The sequence below is a fragment of the Bacillus sp. FSL E2-0195 genome (assembly GCF_038003645.1).
GTDB classification, from domain to species: Bacteria; Bacillota; Bacilli; order Bacillales; family Bacillaceae_G; genus Bacillus_A; species Bacillus_A mycoides.
The window spans coordinates 3,449,837-3,474,300 of sequence record NZ_JBBOPN010000001.1 but is presented as its reverse complement, the minus strand read 5'-3'; the positions used below and the strand labels follow the sequence as shown (position 1 = coordinate 3,474,300).

Below are 24,464 nucleotides of genomic sequence, written 5' to 3'. Positions count from 1 at the left end.
TGGAGGGGCAACATGAAAAAAATAGGTGTAGGGATTGTAGGATTTGGATTTTCTAGTACAACATTTCACATCCCGTTATTACAAACGATAGAAGAATACGATATTCGTGCTATTTTATCATCAAAAGAAGAAGTAGTGAAACAAGCATTACCAAATGCTGAAGTTGTTGGTACAATTGATGAATTAGTAAATCGAGCTGATATTGACTTAGTGGTCATTACTTCGCCGAATACAACCCATTTTCCATATGTAAAAGAAGCAATTGTACACGGTAAGCATGTTGTTGTGGAAAAACCATTCGTTGTTTCAATTGAAGAAGGAGAAGAACTTATTTCATTAGCGAACCGACATAATGTCGTTTTAAGTGTGTATCATAATCGTCGTTTGGATAATGATTTCTTAACGATAAAGAAATTATTACAAGAAAAAAGAATAGGGAATGTATACGCATATGAAGCGCATTTCGATCGTTTCCGCCCACATGTACGCGATCGCTGGAGAGAAAAGAACTTACCAGGATCAGGTATATTATATGATTTAGGATCGCATTTAATTGACCAAGCATTATCATTATTTGGGAAACCAGATGCGATAAGCGCAGATGTAATAAAACAACGACCAGGTGCAGAAGTGGATGATTACTTCCATGTTGTACTTCACTATGGAGTGAAGCGCGTTATTTTACATAGTAGCAGTTACGTAAAGCAAGCTGGACCACATTTTACACTGCATGGAGATAAAGGCTCTATCGTGAAGTATGGTATGGATTCACAGGAAGAACAATTAAAGACTGGAATGAAGCCAGGGGATAATGGTTATGGAGCAGACTCTGAAGAGAATTTTGCTACTTTAGAAACAGAAGAAAGCTTAGAGCGTATTCCAACAGAAGTCGGCTGCTATGACATGTATTATAAAGGCGTGCGAGATAGCATATTAAATGGTGAAAAGCTACCTGTAACTGCTCAAGAAGGTTTAGACGTTATTAAATTGATTCAATTGGCGACTGAGAGTAGTGAAACGGGTAGAGTCATTGCGGTAAAATAAAAAAGACACGAATTTCGTGTCTTTTTTATTAGGAACATATGAATATGACTCATTATTTAGTTTAATCGTTTATCATACATTAACTGGATTTGTATGCCGAAAGGATCTTCAATAATACCATATGCTTCACTAAATATATTTTTTTCTAATGGAGAGATTATTTTCACATACTTATCGGAAATTAAATTATTATAAAATCTTTGTATTTCTTCTAAATTAGCACTTTGAATGCAAAGTGACATGTTATTTCCAACGCTATAACGTTCAGTAGGGTTCATTGTATCTTCGGCTATCATTAGCTTTGTATTCCCAATTTGTAAAACAGAGTGGGCAATATGATCTTTATTTTCATTTGTAATTTCAAAAGAACTATCTCTTTTGGCCAGTTCTTCATACGTAACAATCATTAACTTCTTGGCTTCTAAATTACGTGTATAAAAATTAATTGCCTCCTTTGCTTGCCCATCCATTGAAAGAAAAATAGCTATTTCTAATGTCATAAATATATAACTCCTTTATTAGTTAATAATTATAATATAGACTAAAAAGGTTTCAATACATGACACCTTTTATGGAGGGAAATATGAAAAAAACTGAACGAATAAATGATATGCTTATTTTCTTAAATAATAAAAGACATTTTAATTTAAAAGATTTAATGGTTAGATATGATATTTCTAAAAGTACCGCTCTACGAGATATTCAATCATTAGAAGAAATAGGTGTACCAATATATTCTGAACTAGGTAGAAATGGAAGTTATAAAATTATAGAAAATAGTGTGTTATCACCAATATATTTTAGTGTGGATGAAATGTATGCGTTATACTTTTCGATTCTTACATTAAATGGATACAAAACAAAGCCATTTAATATAGAAAGTATTGCGCTTGAAAATAAATTTAAACATGTATTACCTGATAATGTGAGTAAAAATATTTCAATCATGGAACGAACGCTTTCCTTTGAAGTAACAAATCATAGTAACTTTAGTCCGTTCTTAAAAGAACTTTTACAGGGGATTTTTGCTGAACGGGTTTATCGTTTAACATATTTGAAAAAAGATGAGGAGAAAGCATTGGTCGCCCAATTTATTCGAATAGAATCTAAATTTGGACAGTGGTATGCTAAAATTTTTAATTTTGAGACAAGTAATGTTCAAATAATTAGATGTGATAAAATTCTCTCTATTATGGAAACAAGCAATACTAATCCAAAAAAGCTCGAAGAACTATTAAGTTATCTTACTACTTTTCACAGAAAGCCTGATGCAATTGATTTTATTGTCATTGTTAATCAAGAAGGAAAAGACATTTTTGATAAAGAGAATTATCCTTCCATGAGGATACAAAAAGAAAAAGAAAATTACATTATAACAGGCTATTTTAACAAGAAAGAAATTGATTTTATTTCAAGTTATTTTTTGAATTTCGGAAAAACGATTATCTCAATTCAGCCTGTCATGCTGAAAGATTTAATCTATAATAAGGTAGTATCTATAAAACATCATTTAACTTCTTTGAGATAAAGTTAGTTTTAATAATTCTTTTCGACATGAAAAAGCCCTTGAGATTTAAATATCCAAAGGGCTTTTTTATGATTTTGTTTGTTCTTTAGAAAAAATTATTTTTCTGGGACGGAAAGTCCATAAAAAAACATCGTAACTACATCTTGTATATGTTTTTCTCGATCTCCTTCAAGAAGCTGTGCCCCGAAATCATCACCTAATTTAGTGAACATTTGAATGTAAAGTAACATCATTTCTTTTGAAAGGTGTGGATTAATTTCATTTTTGCGCTGTGCTTGTTCTAATATTTCTAAATACCAAGGCAAGATTTTTTCGTTTTGATAACTATAAATAAATTCTCGGAGCGCTTCGTCTCTTTGCATCATTTGTAGTAACATATCAGGCTGAAATAACCCCCCAGTATTCATTTTTCTTACAATCATTTTTTGCATCATATCATGAAAAGGTAATTTTCCTTCTGCAAGCTCTTTATAATATTGTAATTCAGATATTATAAATTCTTGTATAAGTTCCCTAAATAACGCATCTTTACTTCCGAAATGATTATAAATTGTCACTTGAGAAACGTTTGCTTTTTTTGCAATATGTTCTATTTTCACTTCATTAAATCCACGTTCTGAAAATAATTTAAAGGCCGCATCCTTAATGGCACGTTTTTTCTTTTCTTTCACTTTTTCAAAGCCGTTCAATACAATCACCTCATTTAAAATATACAAGAAAAAATAATTGAAAACAATATTTTTGAAATATGGACATATAAATATTTCAAAAAGTTGTTGCGAATATGAAAGATGAGGAGTACAATAATTTTGAAATATCACATGTTAAATATTTCAAAAAATGAGGTGGGTTTATGATTTCAGTTCAAAATGTCACAAAACAGTTTTCAAATGGAAAAGGCTTGTTTGATATTACATTTGAAGTGAAAGAAGGAGAAGTTTTTGGCTACTTAGGACCAAATGGTGCTGGGAAATCAACAACGATTCGTAATTTAATGGGATTTATAAAACCGACGGCTGGTAAAGCGACAATTTTCGGATTAGATTGTTGGGAAGATGCTGCGAAAATTCAAAGAGAAGTTGGCTATTTACCAGGAGAGATTTCTTTTATTGAAGGAATGAATGGATTAGAGTTTTTAAATTTGATGCAAGGAATGCGTGGGTTAAAAAATATAAAAAGACGAGATGAATTGATAGAACGTTTGCAGTTCGATGTGAAAACACCAATTCGAAAAATGTCTAAAGGAATGAAACAAAAAGTAGGTATAGTTGCGGCATTTATGCATGATCCAGAAGTGTTAATTTTAGATGAACCGACATCAGGACTCGATCCACTTATGCAACAAGTATTTATAGATTTAATATTAGAGGAAAAGCAAAGAGGAAAAACAATCCTTATGTCATCACATATTTTCACTGAAATTGAGAGAACTTGTGACAGAGTAGCTATTATTAAAGATGGTTGTCTTGTAACGGTTGAAAATATTCATGATTTACAAGGCATGAGAAGACAGGTGATAGATGTAACAGTATCATCTCAAGAAGAAATCGAGTCTCTTAAACAATGTGATTTGCAATTTGAAGGAGTGAAAGCTAGAGAGGCGTCAATTATTGTGCAAGGAAACTATCAAACTGTTTTACAAATACTTTCAAACTATAATGTAACTGCACTTCAAACGAGAGCGACGGATTTAGAACATTTATTTATGCATTATTACGAGAAGAAAGAAGGGGTAAAGCATGAATAAACAACTATTTTTAGCTGGTTTGAAAGAAACGAAAAAAAGTATATTGAGCTATGCTACTGGTGCAGCTCTTTATTTATGGTTATTAATTTGGATATTCCCATCGATGGTTTCAGCCAAAGGTTTAAATGAATTAATAAGTGCCATGCCTGATAGTGTGAAAAAAATTGTTGGAATGGAAAGTCCGATTCAAAATGTAATGGATTTTTTAGCTGGTGAATATTATAGTCTATTGTTTATTATCATTTTAACAATTTTTTGTGTCACGGTTGCAACGCATTTAATTGCTCGTCATGTAGATAAAGGGGCGATGGCATATTTATTAGCAACACCTGTATCAAGGATGCAAATTGCAATTACACAAGCTGCTGTTCTCATATTGGGGCTACTAATAATTGTAATTGTTACTTATGTAGCTGGTATATTAGGTGCAGAATGGTTTTTAAAAGATAATAACTTAAATCGAGAATTATTTTTGAAAATAAACATAGTCGGAGGGCTTATATTTTTAGTAGTTAGTGCCTATTCATTTTTCTTTTCTTGTATATGTAATGATGAAAGAAAGGCACTTAGCTACTCAGCCAGTTTAACAATCTTATTTTTCGTATTAGATATGGTAGGGAAATTAAGTGATAAGTTAGAGTGGATGAGAAATATATCTTTATTTACATTGTTTCGTCCGAAAGAAATTGCTGAAGGAACATATAATATATGGCCAGTAAGTATAGGCTTAACTGCTGGAGCGCTTTGTATCTTCATAGTAGCAATTGTAGTGTTTAGGAAGAGGGATTTACCGTTGTAAATTAGAAAGTCCACTTAATTAGTGGGCTTTTTTCGTTTGTAAATTCGAAGGGATATCTTTTAGAGAAACATTTAAGTAGATCGTCAAAATGGAATGTTTACATTTTTTCTTGTAGAAATATTCAAAAAGAAGTGAACCTTTTTCTAGGATACTCCGTCTAATATGTGTAAAGTTTAATTAATAGAGAGGCTGAAACAGGAGGACCAATTGTGAAAGTAATTCCTTTATATAAGATGATTGTAAAAGAAGAAACGGATGTTTCTTTAGCAAAAAAGGGTAATCATGAGGCTTTTATGACACTTATACATACAGAAAAAGTAAAGATGTATCGCATTGCGAAGGCGATGTTACGTGATGAGACGAATATAGAGGATGCAATGCAGGCAACAATTTTAAAAGCTTATGAAAATATAAAAAAACTGAAAAAGGAAGAGTTTTTTCAAACGTGGCTAATTAGAATTTTAATAAATGAGTGTAACAATATAATTCGCTCTTATAAAAAAGTAATTGTAATTGAGGATCATGATAGTAATATGGTGGCGTTCGATCGATATGAAGATATTGATCTTTGTAATGCTATTCAGTCTTTAACGGAAGAACTAAGAGCTGTAACTGTACTTTATTATTATGAAGATATGAATCAAGAAAGTATTGCAACGCTTTTAGAAATTCCAAAAGGCACGGTTAAATCAAGATTGTCACGTGCAAGGGAACAATTAGAAGAGCGATTAAAGATGGAGTAGGAGGTGGTTAAAATGGATAAAGAAAAATCATTTGATGAAAAATTAAAAAAGAGAATAGAAAAGGATAATACCGTATTGCCACAGGCACTAAATGAAAAAATTAATGATACACTTCATAATCTTCCTGTAAAAAGAAAGAGTTATAGAGTACATATGATGTTTATTAGTGCCGCTGTTCTAACGCTATCAATTGTATCTATGTCTGAGTTTTCTATACAGAGCTTTGCACAAAATGGAGGGATGTTTAATTACGTAAAGAAGAATGCGTTTTCTGATTATGAGAATGAAGAAGAAATAAAGTCGAACGTCAATTATCCAGATAAGGAGAAGATTCATCAAAAGATGCTTGATTCAATTGATCATTTCCAAAATGTTTCAGGGCAATTCGAAGAATATTCTAGCTCTACAAGAATTGCTACAACATATAAATATGTGATTGATACGGAGAAACAAAGTGGTATTTCATCTAAAGAAGACAAACTATCGAAAAAAAGCACGATTATTTATAACGAGGACGGAAAAAAAGAGTTTAATGATAAGAATAATACGTATAAAGAGACGAGATGGATCCCTAAAAAAAGAAATAATGAACTATTAAAATTAAGCCCTATGGAAAGGTTGTTGAGAAAATCAGGTGAGAAGAAACGGTATGATGACGAATATGTGGGATTCGCTAAGTACAGTATTCAATCAGAATTTGCTGATCTATTAATTCGATATAAAGATTGGAGTTATAAAGAAACGAAGTATCTTGGACTCGATTGCTACAAAATAGAAGGGGTAATAAACATAGAAATGCCTGTAAGTACATCTGAAGATTTGAGTGGGAAATTTGAAATGGTTGTAGAGAAAAATACGGGGATTATGTTGAAGTTCCTTAGTTTCCATGAAGGTATGATTCAATATTCGATTACGACTGAATGGATACAAATAAACAAAGGATTGAAAGAGAATGTATTTCAAAAGGATAGCACTAATTATGAAAAATTGAAAAACATATTAGATGAATAGAAAACGGAGGGAACTATATGGAGAATACCTCTCCTTCAAGAGAAAAGAAAAATAAACGAAAATATAAAAAGACAACGATCATAAGTGTATTGTTAGGAGTATTACTATTTGGCGGAGTGGGGTATGGTGCTTATGTATATATGAAAACTTCTAATCTCGTACAAAAATCTAATTTGAACTTATCGCGTGGTGAAAAATCAAATTTACGTGAGAAAGCTGTAAAGCCAATTACACACAACGTTTCAATGTTAATTATGGGGATTGATGAAAATCAAGAACGGCAAAAGGGCTATAATGGTGCATTTCATACGGATGCATTATTGTTAGCTACGTTTAATAAAGAAGATAAGACAGTGAAATTAACCAGTATACCAAGAGATACTTATACATATGTTCCAATCGAAAAGAAAAAAGATAAAATAACACACGCATATGGAAGTGGTTTCGTTAAAAACGGAAAGGATGGAGGGCCACAAGCTTCTGTTGAGGCAGTAGAAAAGTTGCTGCAAGTACCGGTAGATTATTTTGTGAAATTTAATTTTGGGTCATTTATTAAAATTGTCGATGGGCTCGATGGTGTTGAGGTAGATGTCCCGGTTGAATTTACTGAACAAAATAGTAAAGATGAACCTGATACGATTCACTTGAAAAAAGGGGTTCAAAAATTAACGAGAGAAGAAGCACTTGCTTTGGCGAGAACTCGTCATATTGATAGTGATGCAATGAGGGGACAGCGCCAACAACTTGTTATTGAGGCGATTTTAAGTAAATTAAAAAGTGTAGGGTCTATTACAAAACTGGAGAAAATGGTTGAGGCCGTCGATGGCGATTTTAAAACAAATTTAGCATTGGATGATATTTTATCTTTTTATAAATATGGTTTAGATTGTTCAGTTGAGAAGATTCAACTGAACGGTGATGATTTATATTTACCAAATGGCCCAAATGGGAAGCGTGTATATTATTATAATCCTAATAAAAAAGACTTGCAAAATTTGAGTAATACACTCAGAACACATCTTGGATTAAGTGAGAAGCAAATTGAGGGAAATTAAAGCGGATGTTATATCTGCTTTTTTTGTTTTTGTAGGAAAGAGATCTCTAGAATATACATTATTTATTAACGACAATCTACAGTCTATTTATTGGAAAGTATCATTAACACTATTAAATTAGTGTATATGTAACGATAATAAATGATGTTAAAAAACTATATGGAATTTTTATGAATATTACTGTAAGAAAATAATTTTTTAACAATTTTCAATAATAACACTTTACAAATTTTAAAAAATTAGTAGAATAAGAAGTAGTAAGAATCGTCTGATAAATATATAAAGAAAAACAGAATTATCAGAAAATTCTTAAATAGCTATCGTTTAGAATTAGGGAGGGTACAAAAATGAAAAAGAAAAAAATGAAAAAACTAACAGCAGTTGTAGTACCGGTTTTAGCAATGAGCATGGCATTAACAGCATGTTCTACATCAGGCGGAGATAAAAAGACAAGCACAAACTCAAGTGGAGATAGCAAGTCAGAGGGAAAATTAGCGGCAAAACAAGTGTTGAATCGAACAGTAAACCAAGAGATTCCAACGATGGATTCTTCTAAATCAACAGATACAGTATCTTCACAAATGCTAGGGAATACGATGGAAGGATTATATCGTCTGGATAAAGATAATAAGCCTATTCCAGCTGCAGCAGAATCTAGCACGAAAAGTGAAGATGGTAAAAAATATACATTTAAACTGCGTAAAGATGCAAAATGGTCAAATGGAGATCCAGTAACGGCGAAAGATTTCGTATATGCTTGGCAACGTCTATTAGATCCAAAAACAGCTGCTGAGTATGCATTTATCGCATTCCCAATTAAAAATGCAGAAGTGGTTAATAAAGGTGAAAAACCTGTAGCTGAATTAGGAGTGAAAGCGGTAGATGATCTTACGCTTGAAGTTGAATTAGAGCAAGCGGTACCGTACTTCTTAAACTTAGTAGCATTCCCATCGTACTACCCATTAAATGAAAAATTCGTAAAAGAAAAAGGGGAGAAGTTCGGTATAGAGTCTGATACAACAGTTTATAATGGACCGTTCGTTCTTAAAGATTGGAAGCATGAACAAGGATGGCAATTAAAGAAAAATGATCAATATTGGGATAAAAAGACTGTAAAACTTGAAGAAGTTAACTTCAGTGTTGTTAAAGAACCAGCAACTCTTATCAATTTATATGATAGCGGTCAAGTTGACTTTGCTTTATTAACTGGAGAGTTCGTAGATAAATACAGAAATAAGAAAGATGAATTCGGAACATATTCACAAGTGAGTACGTATTTCATTCGTATGAACCAAAAACGTGATGGACAAGATACACCATTAAAGAGTAAAAAGTTACGTGAAGCAATTGCACTATCAGTTGATAAAAAGAATTTAGCAAACGTAATTTTAAATGATGGATCAAAAGAAGCTGACTTCTTAGTACCAAAAGGTTTAGCAACTGGACCAGACGGTAAAGACTTCCAAGAAACGTTTAAAAATGGTTTAAAACCAAATGCTAAAAAAGCTGCTGCAGCTTGGGAAGAAGCGAAAAAAGAGCTTGGTAAAGAACAAGTTACAATTGAATTCTTAAACTATGATACTGGTAATGCGAAAAAAGTTGGAGAATATATTAAGGACCAAATTGAGAAGAACTTAAAAGGTGTAACAGTTAACATTAAACTTCAACCATTTAAGCAAAAACTAAAATTAGAATCTGAGCAACAATATGATATTTCATACGGTGGTTGGAATCCAGATTATGCAGATCCAATGACGTTCTTAGATATGTTTGAGACTGGACATTCTCATAACCAAATGAGCTTCTCTGACCCTAAATATGACGGCATGGTGAAAAAAGCTGGAACGGAATTAATGAGCGATGCGAAGAAACGTTGGGAAGAGTTAGGAAAAGCTGAAAAAACATTACTTGAAGAAGATGTAGCGATTGTACCTTTATATCAACGTGGGGATTCTTATGTTTTACAACCAAATGTAAAAGGTGTAGTAAAACATAATATCAGTCCAGAATTTAGCTTTAAGTGGGCATACGTGACTGAAAAATAATAGAGTTAAAAAAGCATTTCAAAGTAGCTTAGCTACTTTGAAATGCTTTTTTTAGTTCAGTTAAATAGAGAAGAATAAGGCGTATAGTACGTACATATAGTAGATGGGGGATAAATCATACTAATTTATGAAGATAAAAATCAGAATATTTAAAATAAAACTATTTACAAACGTGAAAAAAAGAGTAGAATAACATTAGTTATAATTTTCTGAAAAATAAATCGTTAACAAGGGGTCTCTCAAGGGTTGGTAATGTACATATAATTAGGGAGGGTATAAAAATGAAGAGAAAAAAGATGAAAAAATTAACAGCGGTTGTAGTACCAGTTTTAGCAATGAGTGTTGCATTGACAGCGTGCTCTGGATCAGGTGGGGAGAAGAAAACGACTACTACATCTAATAGTGGGGAAGAAAAAAAATCTGATATTAAATATGCAGCGAAGCAAGTATTAAATCGTACGGAAAACCAAGAGATTCCAACGATGGATACTTCTAAATCTACTGATACGTTAGGGGCACAAATTTTAGGGAACACAATGGAAGGATTATATCGTCTTGATAAAGATAATAAGCCTATTCCGGCTGCTGCAGAATCAAGTACGAAAAGCGAAGATGGTAAAAAATATACGTTTAAACTGCGTAAAGATGCGAAATGGTCAAATGGAGATCCTGTAACAGCGAAAGATTTCGTATATGGATGGCAGCGCTTACTTGATAAAAACACAGCGGCAGAATATGCATTTATTGCTTACTATATTAAAAATGCAGAAGCGATTAATAAAGGTGAAAAACCTGCAACAGAATTAGGAGCAAAAGCTGTAGATGATTATACACTAGAAGTAGAATTAGAAAAACCGGTACCGTACTTCTTAAACCTATTAGCATTCCCGTCATATTATCCTTTAAATGAAAAGTTCGTAAAAGAAAAAGGAGAGAAATTCGGTTTAGAAGCAGATACAACATTGTATAACGGGCCATTTGTAATGGCATCGTGGAAACATGAACAAGGTTGGCAGCTGAAGAAAAATGATAAGTATTGGGATAATAAGACTGTGAAATTAGAAGAAATTAATTACAGCGTTGTAAAAGAAGTGGCTACAAAAGTAAATTTATATGATACAGGATCGATTGACTTTACATTACTGTCAGGAGAATTTGTAGATAAATATAAATCGAATAAAGATGAATACGGTGAGTATGCAGAATCAAGTACATTCTTCTTACGTTTAAATCAAAAGCGTAACGGACAAGATACACCGTTAAAGAGCAAAAAACTTCGTGAAGCAATTGCGTTATCAGTTGATAAAAAGGGCTTAGCAAACGTTATTTTAAATAATGGATCAAAAGCAACAGATCAATTGGTTCCAAAAGGGCTTGCGACAGGACCTGATGGTAAAGATTACCAAGATACGTTTAAAAATGGTCTGAAACAAGATACGAAAAAAGCAGCAGCTGCATGGGAAGAAGCGAAAAAGGAACTTGGAAAAGATCAAGTTACAATTGAATTACTAAGCTATGATGATGGAACTGCGAAAAAGATTGCTGATTATGTTAAAGATCAAATTGAGAAAAATTTAAAAGGTGTAACGATTAATACGAAAATTCAGCCGTTCAAACAAAAATTAAAATTAGAGTCAGCGCAAGATTATGAAATCTCTTATGCAGGCTGGAGCCCAGATTATGCGGATCCAATGACATTTATTGATATGTTTGACTCGAAGAGCCCGTATAACCAAATGGGTTATTCAAACCCGAAATACGATGAAATGGTACAAAAAGCAGGTAATGAATTACTGTCTGATCCGAAGAAACGTTGGGAAGCGTTAGGAAAAGCAGAAAAATTATTCCTTGAAGAAGATGCAGGGTTAGTTCCTTTATATCAAACAGGAAGATCGTATGTAATGAAACCGAATGTAAAAGGAATTGTGAAACACAACATTAGTCCAGAATATAGCTTTAAGTGGGCGTATGTAACTGAGGATGGCGGAAAGAAATAATATGAAAGCATTTCAAAAGTGGTTAATATGCTTTTGAAATGCTTTTTTTGTATGAATATGAGAATAAGACACATGGGAATTTTGAGGTCACCTTTAAAATTCTACTGTAGGAATAGTAGAAGGGATTCAATAAAATAGCTAGTGATATCATTTTTATAAGAAAAATATAGAACTTAGCAATAGCGAAGAATAAGAGGAGATATGTTTACATATAGTAGACGGGGGATAATTCATATAGTAGTTAAAACAACAAGTTACTATCATAAAAAAATAAATATTTAGAAAGTTTACAAAACTACTTTACAAAACTCGAAAAAACAGTAGAATATTAATTAATAAGAATTTTCTGATAACGAAAGTTAATAGAGAATCTCTAAATGTTAATATCGTACATATAATTGGGGAGGGTACAAAAAAATGAAGAGAAAAAAGATGACAAAATTAACAGCGGTTGTAGCACCAGTTCTAGTAATGAGTATGGCATTAACAGCTTGCTCTGGATCAGGGGAAAAAGATAAGGCAAGCACAACACCAAAAAGCGGTGAAAAAGAAGGCGGAAAATTAGCAGCGAAGCAAGTGTTGAATTTAACAGAGAGCCAAGAGATTCCATCTATGGATTCTGCTAAAGCGACAGACCAAGTATCGTTTCTTGCTTTAAACAACGTAATGGAAGGTTTATATCGACTGGATAAAGATAATAAAGCAACACCAGGGGTTGCTGAATCATATAAAAAGAGTGATGATGGTAAAAAATATACATTTACATTAAATAAAAATGCAAAATGGTCAAATGGAGAGCCTGTAACAGCGAAAGATTTCGTATTCTCTTGGAAACGTGCGGTAGATAAAAATACAGCAGCGGAATATGCATACATTATGTTTGATGTGAAAAATGCAAAAGCAATTAATGAAGGAAAAGCAGAGCTTGATACGCTAGGCGTAAAAGCTGTAGATGACTACACATTAGAAGTAGAATTAGAAAATCCAGTTCCTTACTTTGTTGAATTAACTTCATTCGGAACATTCTATCCGTTAAATGAAAAATTCGTAAAAGAAAAAGGGGAAAAGTATGGTTTGGAATCAGATACAACGTTATACAACGGACCATTTACATTAACAGACTGGAAACATGAAGAAGGTTGGAAATTAAAGAAAAATGCACAATACTGGGATAATAAAACAGTTAAGTTAGAAGAAATCAACTTTAACGTAGTAAAAGATAGCGGTACACGTGTAAACTTATATGAAAGTGGACAAATTGATCGTTCAGGACTTACATCTGAATTTGTTGACAAATATAAATCAAATCCTGATTTCTTTACACAAAAAACACCGTCAACTTACTTCTTACGTTTAAACCAAAAACGTGGTGGGCAAGATACAGTGTTAAAGAGTAAAGATTTACGTTTAGCGATTGCAAAGGCGTATGATAAAAAAGGTTTAACGAATGTTATTTTAAATGACGGGTCTACACCGGCAGATTACTTAGTACCAAAAGAATTTGCGAAGAGTCCAGATGGAAAAGACTTCCGTAAAGAAAATGGAGATATTTTAAAAACAGATTTGAAAAAGGCCAAAGAGCATTGGGAAAAAGCGAAAAAAGAGCTTGGAAAAGATCAAGTAACAGTAGAATTATTAAATTATGATGGTGATGGTGCGAAAAAAGTAGGAGAGTTCTTAAAAGGAGAACTTGAGAAGAATTTACCAGGATTAACAGTGAATTTGAAAAATCAGCCGTTTAAACAAAAATTAAAATTAGAATCAGATCTAGATTATGATTTATCTTACGCTGGTTGGGGGCCTGACTACTTAGATCCAATGACATTCATTGATATGTTCGTTACAAACGGACCTCATAACCAAACTGGATATTCAAATCCGAAATATGATGAAATTGTAGAAAAAGGTAAAGGCGAGCTATTAACGAAAACGAAAGAGCGTTGGGATAGCTTACTGAAAGCTGAGAAAATGTTACTTGAAGATGCAGCAATTGCACCATTATATCAACGTGGTGATGCTATCGTTCAAAGAGCAAAAGTAAAAGGTATTGTTCACCACCCAGTTGGTGGAGATTATAGCTACAAATGGGCATATATCGGTGAGGAAAAATAAGCTGAGAGGGCGCGTGATGCGCCCTTTTTTCTATGCACTTTTCTTTCTTCCTTGAATATATAAAATAAAAAAGGGAGAATCCCATGGAACGAAATACTTACATCGATTTCTTAGCTTATTACGGAATAGGAAGTGCTCATCCTGGTGGTTTTACGTTAACAAAACAATTGCTAGCACAACTGCCTCTAAAACAAGGAGCGGATGTCCTTGAGATAGGTTGTGGTACGGGGAAAACAGCGGCTTACATGACAAAAGAATTCGGTTATAAAGTAACAGCGATTGAAAAGAATGAAATTATGATTCAAAAAGCGAAAGATAGATGGTTGTTTGATGGTTTAAATATACAATTGATTCAAGGCGATGTAGAAGGGTTACCGTGTTTAAATGATTCTTTTGAGCTTGTACTTGGAGAATCTATACTCGCTTTTACAAATAAAGAAAAGGTTATTTCGGAATGTTATCGTGTATTACAAAAGGATGGAAAGCTTGTTGTCATTGAAATGATTACCGAAAAACATATTGAGAAGAAAGAGGAGGAAAAGATTGGACAGTTATACGGTATGAAAGAATTATTAACTGAGAATGAGTGGATTCATTTATTTAAAGCAGCAAATTTTAAAAGAATTACAATTGGGGGTGGCGGAACTATTGCAGAAACAGTTGCAGGACATATGGAAGAGCCAGAGTGGAATGTATCACCGTTTATTCCGGAAGAATTGTATGAGGCGTGGGTGCAACACGAACAAGTACTGCTTATGTATCAACATATTTTAGGGCATCGCATTTTTATATGTGAGAAATAGAGAAAAAGAGTTGGCTAAAGATAGTCAACTCTTTACTATGTTAGATGAAAAATAATGCAGCCAAAGTAATTCCGAAAATAAAGCCAAATCCGAGTTCAAATCCCCAGCCGCCACCAAAGCCACAACCGCCGCAACCACGACGGCCACATCCGCAGCCACCGAATCCACCACTGAATCCACCATCGAATCCACCACCACATCCAAATCCACAGTTATCACATCTGCTAAGACCGCCGCAAATATCACATCCGCCGTTTGAATATGCGCCATGGTATCCAAATCCTGTATCAAAAGATGAACGCTGCTGTACTGGCTCAATCCAAACAGAATCATTTGTCACGTCTATTATTTTTCCTAAATGGATATGACCATCACGATCTTCAATTCGAACAACTTTTCCGAAATAACGTTGGCATGTATTATAACATTTTTGTCTATGCATGTTCTTTCCTCCTTCCCCCATTACAGTAATACGATATGTAAGGGGGACAAGTGCGGCTTGTACGAATGACCTATCTATCATAATTGTTATAGGAAAGGGGAAATATACGAACAGGATATATAGTGAGGAGGAAATGAAATGAAATCTACAGATCAATTTCAGACGTACGAAGTTCCTTGGGAAGAATTTATAGAAGCATTGCGAGGTGAAATGAAGAAGCAAGTAGGAGCGGATATTATAGATACAGTAGTTTGTAATTTGGAAGATGGTTTTGAAGTGTATACATATGTGCAGGGTGATTTGGATTTCGAGTATACAGAAGCTCTTGAACGAAAATATGGGAGTGATGCGAAAATACCGAATTTGTTAACAGTTATGCTGGTAGCTAGCATTTATAATACGGGTGAAGAGAATATACGTTTACATGCAGATAATAAAGATAATCCAATTGTTGAGGTATATGTGAAGCAATGAAACACGCTGTGAAAGGCGTGTTTTTTATTTATATGATAAAATGTTAGAAAATTAAGAAAGAAGGTGAGTGAATTGAAAATTAATCATCTTAATTTAACAGTTACAGATGTAACAGCTGCTAGAGAATTTTTAGAAAAGTATTTTGGTTTAACTTGTGGTGGAACAACGGGAAATGGCTTCGCAGTTATGCGTGATAATGATGGGTTTATATTAACCTTAATGAAGGGAAAAGAAGTTCATTATCCAAAAACATTTCATGTAGGATTTCCACAAAAAAATGAAGAACAAGTTAATAAAATTAATCAAAGATTGAAGAAAGACGGATTTTCAGTCGAACCGCCTAAACATGCACATGCGTATACGTTTTATGTCGAAGCACCTGGAGGATATACAATTGAAGTGATGTGCTGATTAAAAATCAAACTTTTTGTTAAGAGTTTTCAATTTTAAAAGTAGGAAAAGTCTGTTTTAAGGGTGGAGCTTAAACAGGCTTTTTTACCTATATAATTGGATAGAAAATGCTAGAAGGAATATTACCAAGTTATATATATGTTTACATAATAAAGTTAAGGTGCGTTCGTTGTCCTAAAATACAAGTCATATATCTTGTTTCCTCTCATAAATTTAAACATAGGAATTTGTCTACAAAGGTGGCGAAGCCTCATCATGAAAATTCGAATTTGTGCCACGTTCATGCTGTTTCTATTTATATGTTTACCTTTTTCAGTTTTTGCAAAAGGAGAGGAGGCAAAGGAAAGGGTCGTTTCACTTGTATATGATGATTCGGGCAGCATGAGAAATAACGATCGCTGGAAGTATGCCAATTACGCCTTGCAAAGTTTAGTTGCGCTATTAGATGAGAAAGATAAATTTTCTTACGTTCCAATGAGTAAGCCGGATGCTCCATTAAACATTTCATTAACAAAGGATCAAAGGCAAACAGAAATTGAGGGGATTGGGGCGTGGAAAACATATTTAAATACTCCATTTAGCGCAGTAGAAACGGCGATGCAATCTATAAAAAAGGAAGCAGATATAGATGGGAAACGTGAATTTTGGCTTATTGTATTAACTGACGGGGCATTTAATGATTTGGAGAAAGATAAGATTGGCGGAAAAGAACAAATTACACAGAAGTTAGCGCAGTTTAAGAAAGAAATGGATTCGAAAAAGATCTCTTTACATCCAGTTTTAATCACGATGGAAGAGGATTTAGGGCAGCAAGAGAAGCTGCAGTTAAATACGTTTAAAGAGATTTGGAAAAAAGAAATGAATGGAGTTGTCATGCCGTCTAGCGGTGAGGATGGTATTGTACAAAGTGTGAATCAAGTGGCAGCATTAGTTGCAAATCGTGATCCATTTTCTTCTGTTGAATCGATTGTCAAAACGAAAATAGTAGGGAAAAAAGTAGAGATTACAACACCGTTTCCATTAAAGCGTATGACGCTTGTACGACAATCACCTTCTTTGTCTAATTATAAAGTTATGCAACTTTCCAAACCGTTACAATTGCAGTCTTCTTTTTCTATACATGCACCAGGAGAAGCTAAATTATTCGGAAATATAGTGCATGTAAGTACAGCGAATCAGGAAGTGATTAAGCCAGGGACATATACGATAGAAGTGGATCAGGACATTGAGAAAGAGGGATTACAAGTACTTGTTGAACCAGCGCTTAATTATACTGTTTCTACGTACGACAAAGATGATAAAGATAGAAAAAATGTTGAGAAAATGTATGAAGGTGTGACAGCTGTTATTGAAGCGAAACCTACTGAATTACCAATTCAAACTTCTTATTTCGAAGCAGAAGTAGAAATAGACGGAAAGCAGTATCCGATGAAGTGGGATGATAAAAGACATGTGTTTTATTACGAGACAAAGATTGGTAAAGAGTTAGTACGTGGGAAAGTCCATATGAATATAAAGGGATTTTATAGACAGACGAAAGAATTCAAGATTGAACCAGCTGAAAAACCAAAATTAACACTTCAAGCTGTTACGAAAGATTATGAAGAAAAGGTAACAAATTTAGAAAATAGTAAACCATTTATTTTACAGCCCCAGTTAAATGGTAAACCGATGACAGAAGAGGCTGTAAAGAAACTATTAAAATCTACTGGTGTCACATCGAATCAATCGATCAACTATGAATTAAAACAGCATGGTAGTCAAGTTTATGTTTATCCTCGACCTTATTACTCCGACACATTCAATTTTACAGATACCGGCACCGTAGAGGCTACCATCACGATCAATGATTCAAAATTACAAGAAGTAAAGGAAAAGATTGTATTGCACATTGAAAATGCGCCGTTTTTTGAGAAGTATGCGCTCGTTTTTAAATTTGTAATTCCTATTACTTTATTACTTTTAATAGTAGGAATTATTATTTTAGGATGGATTGTTCGTCCGAGATTTCATCGGAAAGCATTACTATATTACGAATGGGATCAAGAAGTAGCGAAAGATTGGCTTTATCAATCTGAACCAGAGTTACTTAAAAATAAATGGTGGAAGCACTATTTTGGCATTCCATTCCGAGCAGAAAGAAAGACGGTGCAATCTGTAACATTAATAGCGAAAAAAGGATCGAAATCTATATTTGTAGCAAAAGAATCGCAAGTGGTTGGGATGATTATTGATGGGATGTTTATAACAGAGGAAGAGGTAGGAATGGAGCATAAGACGTTGTATCCAAATGAACTTTTAGTAATTGATAGAGGATATGGTAAGGAGATTTACCGGTACGAATGTGAATAGTAGATAGGGTGTAAGAGGGGCGGAGGAGGCCCGGCTCTCTTTATTCTTCTTTTCAAACAAGCAAGAATAGGAAGGTGGTTCACATGACATTACAAGTTCCAACAATTTTAATTGGCTTAGGTGGAATCGGTAGTACTGTCACACATCAAATATATGAAAGATTACCTGAGGAGCGTCGTAAAAAGGTAGCGATGCATGTATTTGATACAGATGTGAATACATTGAGTAAATTTGATCATATTCGGAAGTTTAAGACGCAAACGAGCTCGAGTAAAACACCGAGAGAGTATATTGCGGGAGATCCAACGATTCCAGAGTGGTTTCCGATGGACCCGACTATACTCGATAAACCGTTAACAGAAGGGGCTGGACAGTTACGCGTCATTTCACGGTTAGCGTTACGTGCTGCGATGAAAGAAGATAAACTCACATCATTTTGGCAAGAAATCGAGAAGATTTTTCCAGTTACAAGTGATCAGACCGAATATGGTGTACGTGTCATTATTGTAACGTCACTAGCCGGCGGAACAGGTTCAGGGATGTTTTTACAAATCGCATTATATTTGCGTGAGATGCTCCGGAAGAAATTGCAGCATCATAACATTTTAATTCGCGGTGCGTTTTTAATGCCAGATGTTTTAGTTAAGACGAGAACGGTTAGTGCGAAAGAGTTTGAAACTGTGCAAGCGAATGGTTATGCATCGTTAAAAGAGTTGCACGCTATTACGCTTGGGTCGACTGGTGAATTATCAAAACGAGGCGGCGTAACGATTGAATTAGAATATCGTCCTGATCAAGTGGATGAAGATGGAAGAACAAACCATACGATAAAGCAGCATCATTTACCGTACAATTATTGTTTCTTATATGATTATGAAAATTTACATGGGCACCATTTGCACAATTTATCGGATTATATGGAGCAAATGGCAAATACGATTTATTTACAGTTATTTAGTCCAATGTCTGCAAATCATTTTGCACAAGAAGATAATCAAATTCAGCAATTGGCAGAATCGAGTGGGAAAGGGAGATATTGCGGAGCAGGAACGGCAAAACTTATTTATCCGTATGAGCACGTTTTGAAATACTGTGCTTTAAAATGGGCGGTTCAAGGCTTAGATGAATCTTGGCTTCATTTAGATCAACTATTTCAAGAGAAGAGGCAAAGATACGATCAAGATGTAAAACGCGGTATGCAGCGTGAAAAGCCAGAGCGCGGGAAAAGTTATTTAGAAGACTTAGAGCATCTTGCTACTCGGCCAGAACAAGCTCATATTTTTTATAGACAAATGTACCATGAAACACGTGAAGGGGCAGAGGGTGGTAAGCCCGGTGTTGCAAAATCAAAATTGTTTTTAGATGCTGTAGAGAGTTACGTACACCGTACAGTGCAAAAAGATGAGGAATTAAACCGCCTGCAGCATGAGTGCAAAATATCGGCCGCGAAGCTTAAAATGATGGAACAAATGAAGGGGGAAGTAGCGAGAGTTGATCATGCGGTTCGTTTATATGCTTATGCCATTCCGAGCCGTGTACATGAGCATGTTACTACCCTTTTATATGACATGATCGAATCAGACCGCTTTACACCGAGTGGCTCAGAAGGACAGTCTTACCAATTAAATACATGGTTTTTAAAGAAAACGGATCCAGTTCATCCAGTTGCAGCACGTTTTATGCTGTATGAAATTCGTAAGCAGTTAGTAGAGAAGATGAATCGACTACATGAAAATAATGAACAAAAGCGTAATTTAATTCAAAACTACGATAAGAAATTTAATGTGAGTAATATTGATGGAACTGTAACGGCTGTTCGCCGCGTTGAAATTGCGCAGCAACAAGGCTGGTTTGGAAAAATGATTAATAATCAGCAGCGTTTGTTTAAAAAAGAATTTGAAGATATTGTAACGCAGTACGTACACAAATTAAGTGAGTATCGTAAAGAAATGTTGTTAGAACTCGTGTATCAATCGCTATACCAAGCAGTTGATAAAATGATTCAATATTGGGAAAGATTCTTTGATAATTTATACGAAACACGTGAAAATTTATTGTTTGAAATCCAAAAACGAAGCAAGGAATTTGAGGGGAAAACGAACCCGACGAATGTATACGTATTAGCTGAAGAGAAATTGCAAGAAAAGATTTGGCAAGATATGCAGCAACATTTAAATTTAGGTGTATTACCGAAAGATATATCGTCCGAAATTTATATGAGCTTGTACGGGGAATATTGTCGTGATGCGAAAGCCGAAGAAATTCAGTCGAAAAAGGTGGAAGACTTCTATCGTGAACATATATTGAGTTATTGTTATGACGAACTTCAAGTGCGCTATCGTGACAAATTAGAGCTTAATATCGTTGAAGCATTGCGAAAAGAAGCAGATTTCAAGAAGCGTGATCGTGATGAATACGTTCGTGAAAAAATTGAAGATCTTTTCCATTTAGCAAGTCCGTTCGTTCCGAAAGTTTCTCATCATAGAGAATTACAATATTGGGGCGTACATCCATCTTTAAAACAAGAATTGCAAGAAGAGTTATTGCAAGAAATGTTTAAAGAAAAAGATACGGTAAACGAGGCGTTTTCACCATTTGAAGTGATTTGTTATCGTGCTCATTACGGATTATCGCTACAAGATTTTCCTAAGCTTTCATCTGGACATATTGCGAATGGTTTTATGAACGATAAAGGTGATTATTTTCAATCGTATTATCGCCGCGTGAACAAATTAAATAGTAAAAAATCTAGTTTGACGCCGCATTTAGATAAATATTGGCACTTACCAGCCTTTATGCCAGACTTGAATGCAACGCAAACGAAGTTAGATTACGATAAATGTAATCGTGCTCTTCTATACGCGTATATGTATCGCTGGATTAGCTTAGTTGCTGTTGATGGACAGTTCGTGTATCAATATAACGGTGTCGGCCGTAGCTTTTTAATTCAGTCGATGGGGAAAAATATTTCAAGTGAAAGTTATAAGTTGCACAGAGCATTGCTTCATAATCCGTTTATTTATGAAAACATCTTGTCACGATTTGAAGAAGAACAAGAAAAGGCAATGATACAAGGTGGACATTTATATACACATGCATTTGTATTAGGCGCTCAAGATATAAGATGGCTCCGTAAAGAGCATGTTCATAATATTTTAGATATGATTTTAATGTATGACCGTGAGGCAAAATATGACCCGACGTTAGAAGAAACATCTGACGATTTGTTAAGGCTATTCCTTGATGAAATTGAGCTGTATTTCCAAAACTATTACGGAACAGGTGCAGATATGGTTGCGAAGAAAGAGAAAGAGATGTTTATGAAACAATTGTGGGATCGTTCATATGCGAAAGGGTATGTGGATCCAAATAGTGCGCCTTATAAAAAATGGCAAAATATATTACATGTTCCCGATGAAGAAGAAGTGCCAAAAACGAATGTATAATGAGTGAAAAGGGAATCCTTAAGAATGACAATACAACTTAAGAAATGAGGGATTCCGATGCCATTTTTAGGAAGTGTATATCAAATATTTGGATTATATCCAGAAATTTATTATGGAATGATTTCAGCAGAGCTGCAAGAAGAAGCTCAAAAGGAACATATCGATAATAATAGTACAGAAATTGAAGCGGAAGAATAAAGCGCAGATGAACATCTGCGCTTTTTTTATTGTCTTAAGTGAAAATACTGTTTGTAATTTGCAGGAAAGTTAATTGCTCTAATAAGATGAATAGTTATTTCTGTATAACAAATCGACTGATTTTATCATGTTTGCATACGGGGATTACATTGAGTTAAATGTATAAAAATGAATTTTGGAATAATGAAAATTGTATTAAAATGGGAATCAGCAGTGTTCGTGAGTGGTATCGTATATTTTGGAATGCTATTTTATTTATAATTATTCAATTCGGGTGAATTAATTATATTGTTGACAATATAATTAATCCTGTGATAAATTCAATCAATCTTCTAAAAACAAGCCTGTTAACAAGCTTGTTTTTAGAAGATTGATTTTTCTGATTTTAAATTATGTAATTTGTGGAGTCTATATAGGGAGTGAAAGTAAAGCATGAATATTATTAATGTGTAATAGCAACAGTAATAAAGATTGTAATGAGTAAGGGATAATTTTGAAAAAGAGGTTTCTACGAATGAGTTTATTTATAAAGAAAGCAATGAATGAAGAAAAGAAAAAAGTGTTAAAGCAAACTTTAGGAGCAATTGATTTAACGCTTTTAGGAATTGGAGCAATTATTGGTACAGGTATTTTCGTATTAACAGGTATTGTAGCTGCGAAACATGCTGGTCCAGCAATTGTATTATCTTTTATGTTAGCTGCAATTGTATGTGCTTGTGTAGCCTTTTGTTATGCTGAATTTGCATCTACAGTCCCGGTCTCAGGAAGTGTGTATTCGTATACGTATATGACATTAGGTGAGATTTTTGCTTTTATAGTTGGCTGGTGTGTCATGTTAGAGTACTTATTAGCTACTTCTGCGGTGGCGGCGGGATGGTCAGCCTATTTTCAGTCATTGCTACTAGGGTTTAATATTCATATTCCGGCAATCATTGCTTCTGCACCAGGGATGGGGAATGGCGGGATTATCGACTTGCCAGCGGTTATTATTATTTTAATTGTTACATTTTTACTAAGTCGTGGTGTGAAAGAAAGTGCACGTATAAATAATATAATGGTTATTATTAAACTGGCTGTTATTTTAGTATTTATTATTGTAGGAGCAAACTATGTCAAGCCAGAGAATTGGCAGCCGTTTCTTCCTTTTGGATACCATGGTGTTATTGGAGGAGCTGCGACTGTATTTTTTGCCTTTTTAGGTTTCGATGCAGTTGCAACAGCAGCAGAGGAAGTGAAACGCCCACAACGTAACGTTCCAATTGGATTACTTGTCTCTTTATGCATTTGTACAATTCTTTATGTTGGTGTTTCATTCGTGTTAACTGGAATGGTTCCATTTACGGATCTGAATGTAGCTGATCCAGTTGCATATGCACTGCGTATTGTAGGAGAGGATAGAATTGCTGGTCTATTATCAGTTGGAGCGATAGCTGGTTTAACAACAGTTCTGTTAGTTGCTATGTTCGCATTTGTTCGAGTATCATACTCGATGAGCCGAGATGGATTGTTACCAAAAAGATTTTCGAGTGTTCATAAACGTTATCAAACACCATTTTTTAATACATGGATTACGGGTATTCTTGCGGCTGTATTAGCAGGTTTATTGGACTTGAATTTGTTGGCAAATTTAGTGAATGTGGGAACGATAACAGCTTTCATATTTGTATCTATAGCTGTAATTGTATTAAGGAAGACACATCCTAATTTGAAAAGACCGTTCCGTGCTCCGTTAGTTCCATTCTTACCTATACTTGCGATAGTAAGTTGTTTATATTTAGCATTAAATCTTTCTAAAACCACTTTAATCAGTTTTGCAATTTGGGTTATTGTAGGTATTTTTATTTATTTTATATACGCGAAAAAACATAGTAAGATTAGAAATAGAGTATAAGGTATTACAATTATGGCTGTAGGCTAAAGTTTTTTTACCTATAGCCATTTTTATTTGTGCGCACCTTATTTTCGTGTTAACATAAAGCGGATTTTTTAAGGGAGAGAAAGAGATGAAATGGATTTATTTTATTATTATCAACGTTATAGCATTTAGTATGATGGGGCTTGATAAGCGAAAAGCAAAGAAAAAGCAGTGGAGAACGCCAGAAAGTACGTTGTTTTTATCAGCTGCAGCTGGAGGAGCGGTTGGAGCTTGGATTGGTATGTATAGGTTTCATCATAAGACACATAAAAGTAAATTTGTCTTCGGTATTCCAGTGCTCGTTATTATAACAGTAGGAGTGTTTTTATACATATAAAGGAT

21 protein-coding genes are annotated in these 24,464 nt (G+C 34.1%); 18 read left to right on the top strand and 3 right to left on the bottom strand.

Going from position 1 to position 24,464, the window contains the following annotated elements; translation table 11 throughout:
- Window positions 1-12 precede the first annotated feature (12 nt).
- Window positions 13-1,044: an oxidoreductase gene (locus MHH59_RS17850; RefSeq protein WP_002128492.1), complete on the top strand. Its 1,032-nt coding sequence runs from the start codon at window positions 13-15 to the stop codon at window positions 1,042-1,044.
- 56 nt (window positions 1,045-1,100) lie between these two features.
- Here MHH59_RS17850 and MHH59_RS17845 read toward each other — a convergent pair whose 3' ends face one another.
- Window positions 1,101-1,544, bottom strand: a complete 444-nt coding sequence (locus MHH59_RS17845) for a VOC family protein (RefSeq protein WP_078185259.1) — start codon at window positions 1,542-1,544, stop codon at window positions 1,101-1,103.
- Window positions 1,545-1,603: 59 nt separating this feature from the next.
- On the opposite strand from MHH59_RS17845, the gene MHH59_RS17840 reads away from it, so the two are divergent.
- Window positions 1,604-2,572 carry a helix-turn-helix transcriptional regulator gene (locus MHH59_RS17840; RefSeq protein WP_078185260.1) on the top strand — a complete coding sequence of 323 codons (969 nt, stop codon included), beginning with the start codon at window positions 1,604-1,606 and terminating at the stop codon, window positions 2,570-2,572.
- Window positions 2,573-2,667: 95 nt separating this feature from the next.
- On the opposite strand, the gene MHH59_RS17835 is transcribed toward MHH59_RS17840, so the two are convergent.
- The gene (locus MHH59_RS17835; RefSeq protein WP_340851997.1) at window positions 2,668-3,261 is read right to left on the bottom strand and encodes a TetR/AcrR family transcriptional regulator; all 594 of its coding nucleotides are present in this window, start codon (window positions 3,259-3,261) and stop codon (window positions 2,668-2,670) included.
- Window positions 3,262-3,425: 164 nt separating this feature from the next.
- On the opposite strand from MHH59_RS17835, the gene MHH59_RS17830 reads away from it, so the two are divergent.
- The 9 genes from MHH59_RS17830 (at window position 3,426) to MHH59_RS17790 (ending at window position 14,884) form a co-directional block, all read left to right on the top strand.
- A complete protein-coding gene (locus tag MHH59_RS17830; protein ID WP_002167840.1) occupies window positions 3,426-4,319 on the top strand; it encodes an ABC transporter ATP-binding protein in 894 nt (297 codons plus the stop codon).
- Window positions 4,312-5,118, top strand: coding sequence for an ABC transporter permease subunit (locus tag MHH59_RS17825; RefSeq protein ID WP_340851995.1), 807 nt, complete (start codon window positions 4,312-4,314; stop codon window positions 5,116-5,118). Before MHH59_RS17830 ends, MHH59_RS17825 begins: the two co-directional genes overlap by 8 nt.
- A 209-nt stretch (window positions 5,119-5,327) precedes the next feature.
- Window positions 5,328-5,861 carry an RNA polymerase sigma factor gene (locus MHH59_RS17820; RefSeq protein ID WP_000864747.1) on the top strand — a complete coding sequence of 178 codons (534 nt, stop codon included), beginning with the start codon at window positions 5,328-5,330 and terminating at the stop codon, window positions 5,859-5,861.
- Between the two features lie 12 nt (window positions 5,862-5,873).
- On the top strand, window positions 5,874-6,872 hold the full coding sequence (locus MHH59_RS17815; protein ID WP_002128480.1) for a hypothetical protein: 999 nt from the start codon (window positions 5,874-5,876) through the stop codon (window positions 6,870-6,872).
- Window positions 6,873-6,889: 17 nt separating this feature from the next.
- Window positions 6,890-7,927, top strand: coding sequence for an LCP family protein (locus tag MHH59_RS17810; protein ID WP_340851993.1), 1,038 nt, complete (start codon window positions 6,890-6,892; stop codon window positions 7,925-7,927).
- Between the two features lie 347 nt (window positions 7,928-8,274).
- On the top strand, window positions 8,275-9,972 hold the full coding sequence (locus tag MHH59_RS17805) for a peptide ABC transporter substrate-binding protein (protein ID WP_078178700.1): 1,698 nt from the start codon (window positions 8,275-8,277) through the stop codon (window positions 9,970-9,972).
- A 281-nt stretch (window positions 9,973-10,253) separates the two neighbouring features.
- Window positions 10,254-11,969 carry a peptide ABC transporter substrate-binding protein gene (locus tag MHH59_RS17800; protein ID WP_078178701.1) on the top strand — a complete coding sequence of 572 codons (1,716 nt, stop codon included), beginning with the start codon at window positions 10,254-10,256 and terminating at the stop codon, window positions 11,967-11,969.
- Between the two features lie 417 nt (window positions 11,970-12,386).
- Window positions 12,387-14,081, top strand: a complete 1,695-nt coding sequence (locus tag MHH59_RS17795) for a peptide ABC transporter substrate-binding protein (RefSeq protein ID WP_002167846.1) — start codon at window positions 12,387-12,389, stop codon at window positions 14,079-14,081.
- An 83-nt stretch (window positions 14,082-14,164) separates the two neighbouring features.
- The gene (locus MHH59_RS17790) at window positions 14,165-14,884 is read left to right on the top strand and encodes a class I SAM-dependent methyltransferase (protein WP_340851990.1); all 720 of its coding nucleotides are present in this window, start codon (window positions 14,165-14,167) and stop codon (window positions 14,882-14,884) included.
- 40 nt (window positions 14,885-14,924) lie between these two features.
- Here the strand turns inward: MHH59_RS17790 and MHH59_RS17785 are convergent, their stop codons facing one another.
- Window positions 14,925-15,326: a hypothetical protein gene (locus tag MHH59_RS17785; protein WP_016096373.1), complete on the bottom strand. Its 402-nt coding sequence runs from the start codon at window positions 15,324-15,326 to the stop codon at window positions 14,925-14,927.
- Between the two features lie 138 nt (window positions 15,327-15,464).
- On the opposite strand from MHH59_RS17785, the gene MHH59_RS17780 reads away from it, so the two are divergent.
- The 7 genes from MHH59_RS17780 to MHH59_RS17750 all read left to right on the top strand — a co-directional run bounded on the left by MHH59_RS17780 (window position 15,465) and on the right by MHH59_RS17750 (window position 24,459).
- Window positions 15,465-15,800, top strand: coding sequence for a hypothetical protein (locus MHH59_RS17780; RefSeq protein ID WP_002185200.1), 336 nt, complete (start codon window positions 15,465-15,467; stop codon window positions 15,798-15,800).
- A 72-nt stretch (window positions 15,801-15,872) separates the two neighbouring features.
- Complete coding sequence (locus tag MHH59_RS17775) at window positions 15,873-16,211, top strand: VOC family protein (protein ID WP_002185202.1); 339 nt, start codon at window positions 15,873-15,875, stop codon at window positions 16,209-16,211.
- 255 nt (window positions 16,212-16,466) lie between these two features.
- On the top strand, window positions 16,467-18,563 hold the full coding sequence (locus MHH59_RS17770) for a vWA domain-containing protein (RefSeq protein WP_098632817.1): 2,097 nt from the start codon (window positions 16,467-16,469) through the stop codon (window positions 18,561-18,563).
- A gap of 83 nt (window positions 18,564-18,646) precedes the next feature.
- Window positions 18,647-22,009: a tubulin-like doman-containing protein gene (locus MHH59_RS17765; protein WP_016127404.1), complete on the top strand. Its 3,363-nt coding sequence runs from the start codon at window positions 18,647-18,649 to the stop codon at window positions 22,007-22,009.
- Window positions 22,010-22,066: 57 nt separating this feature from the next.
- Window positions 22,067-22,207 carry a hypothetical protein gene (locus tag MHH59_RS17760; RefSeq protein ID WP_002128471.1) on the top strand — a complete coding sequence of 47 codons (141 nt, stop codon included), beginning with the start codon at window positions 22,067-22,069 and terminating at the stop codon, window positions 22,205-22,207.
- Window positions 22,208-22,721: 514 nt separating this feature from the next.
- A complete protein-coding gene (locus MHH59_RS17755) occupies window positions 22,722-24,098 on the top strand; it encodes an APC family permease (RefSeq protein WP_002128470.1) in 1,377 nt (458 codons plus the stop codon).
- Between the two features lie 112 nt (window positions 24,099-24,210).
- A complete protein-coding gene (locus MHH59_RS17750; RefSeq protein ID WP_016127403.1) occupies window positions 24,211-24,459 on the top strand; it encodes a DUF1294 domain-containing protein in 249 nt (82 codons plus the stop codon).
- Window positions 24,460-24,464: the final 5 nt, after the last annotated feature.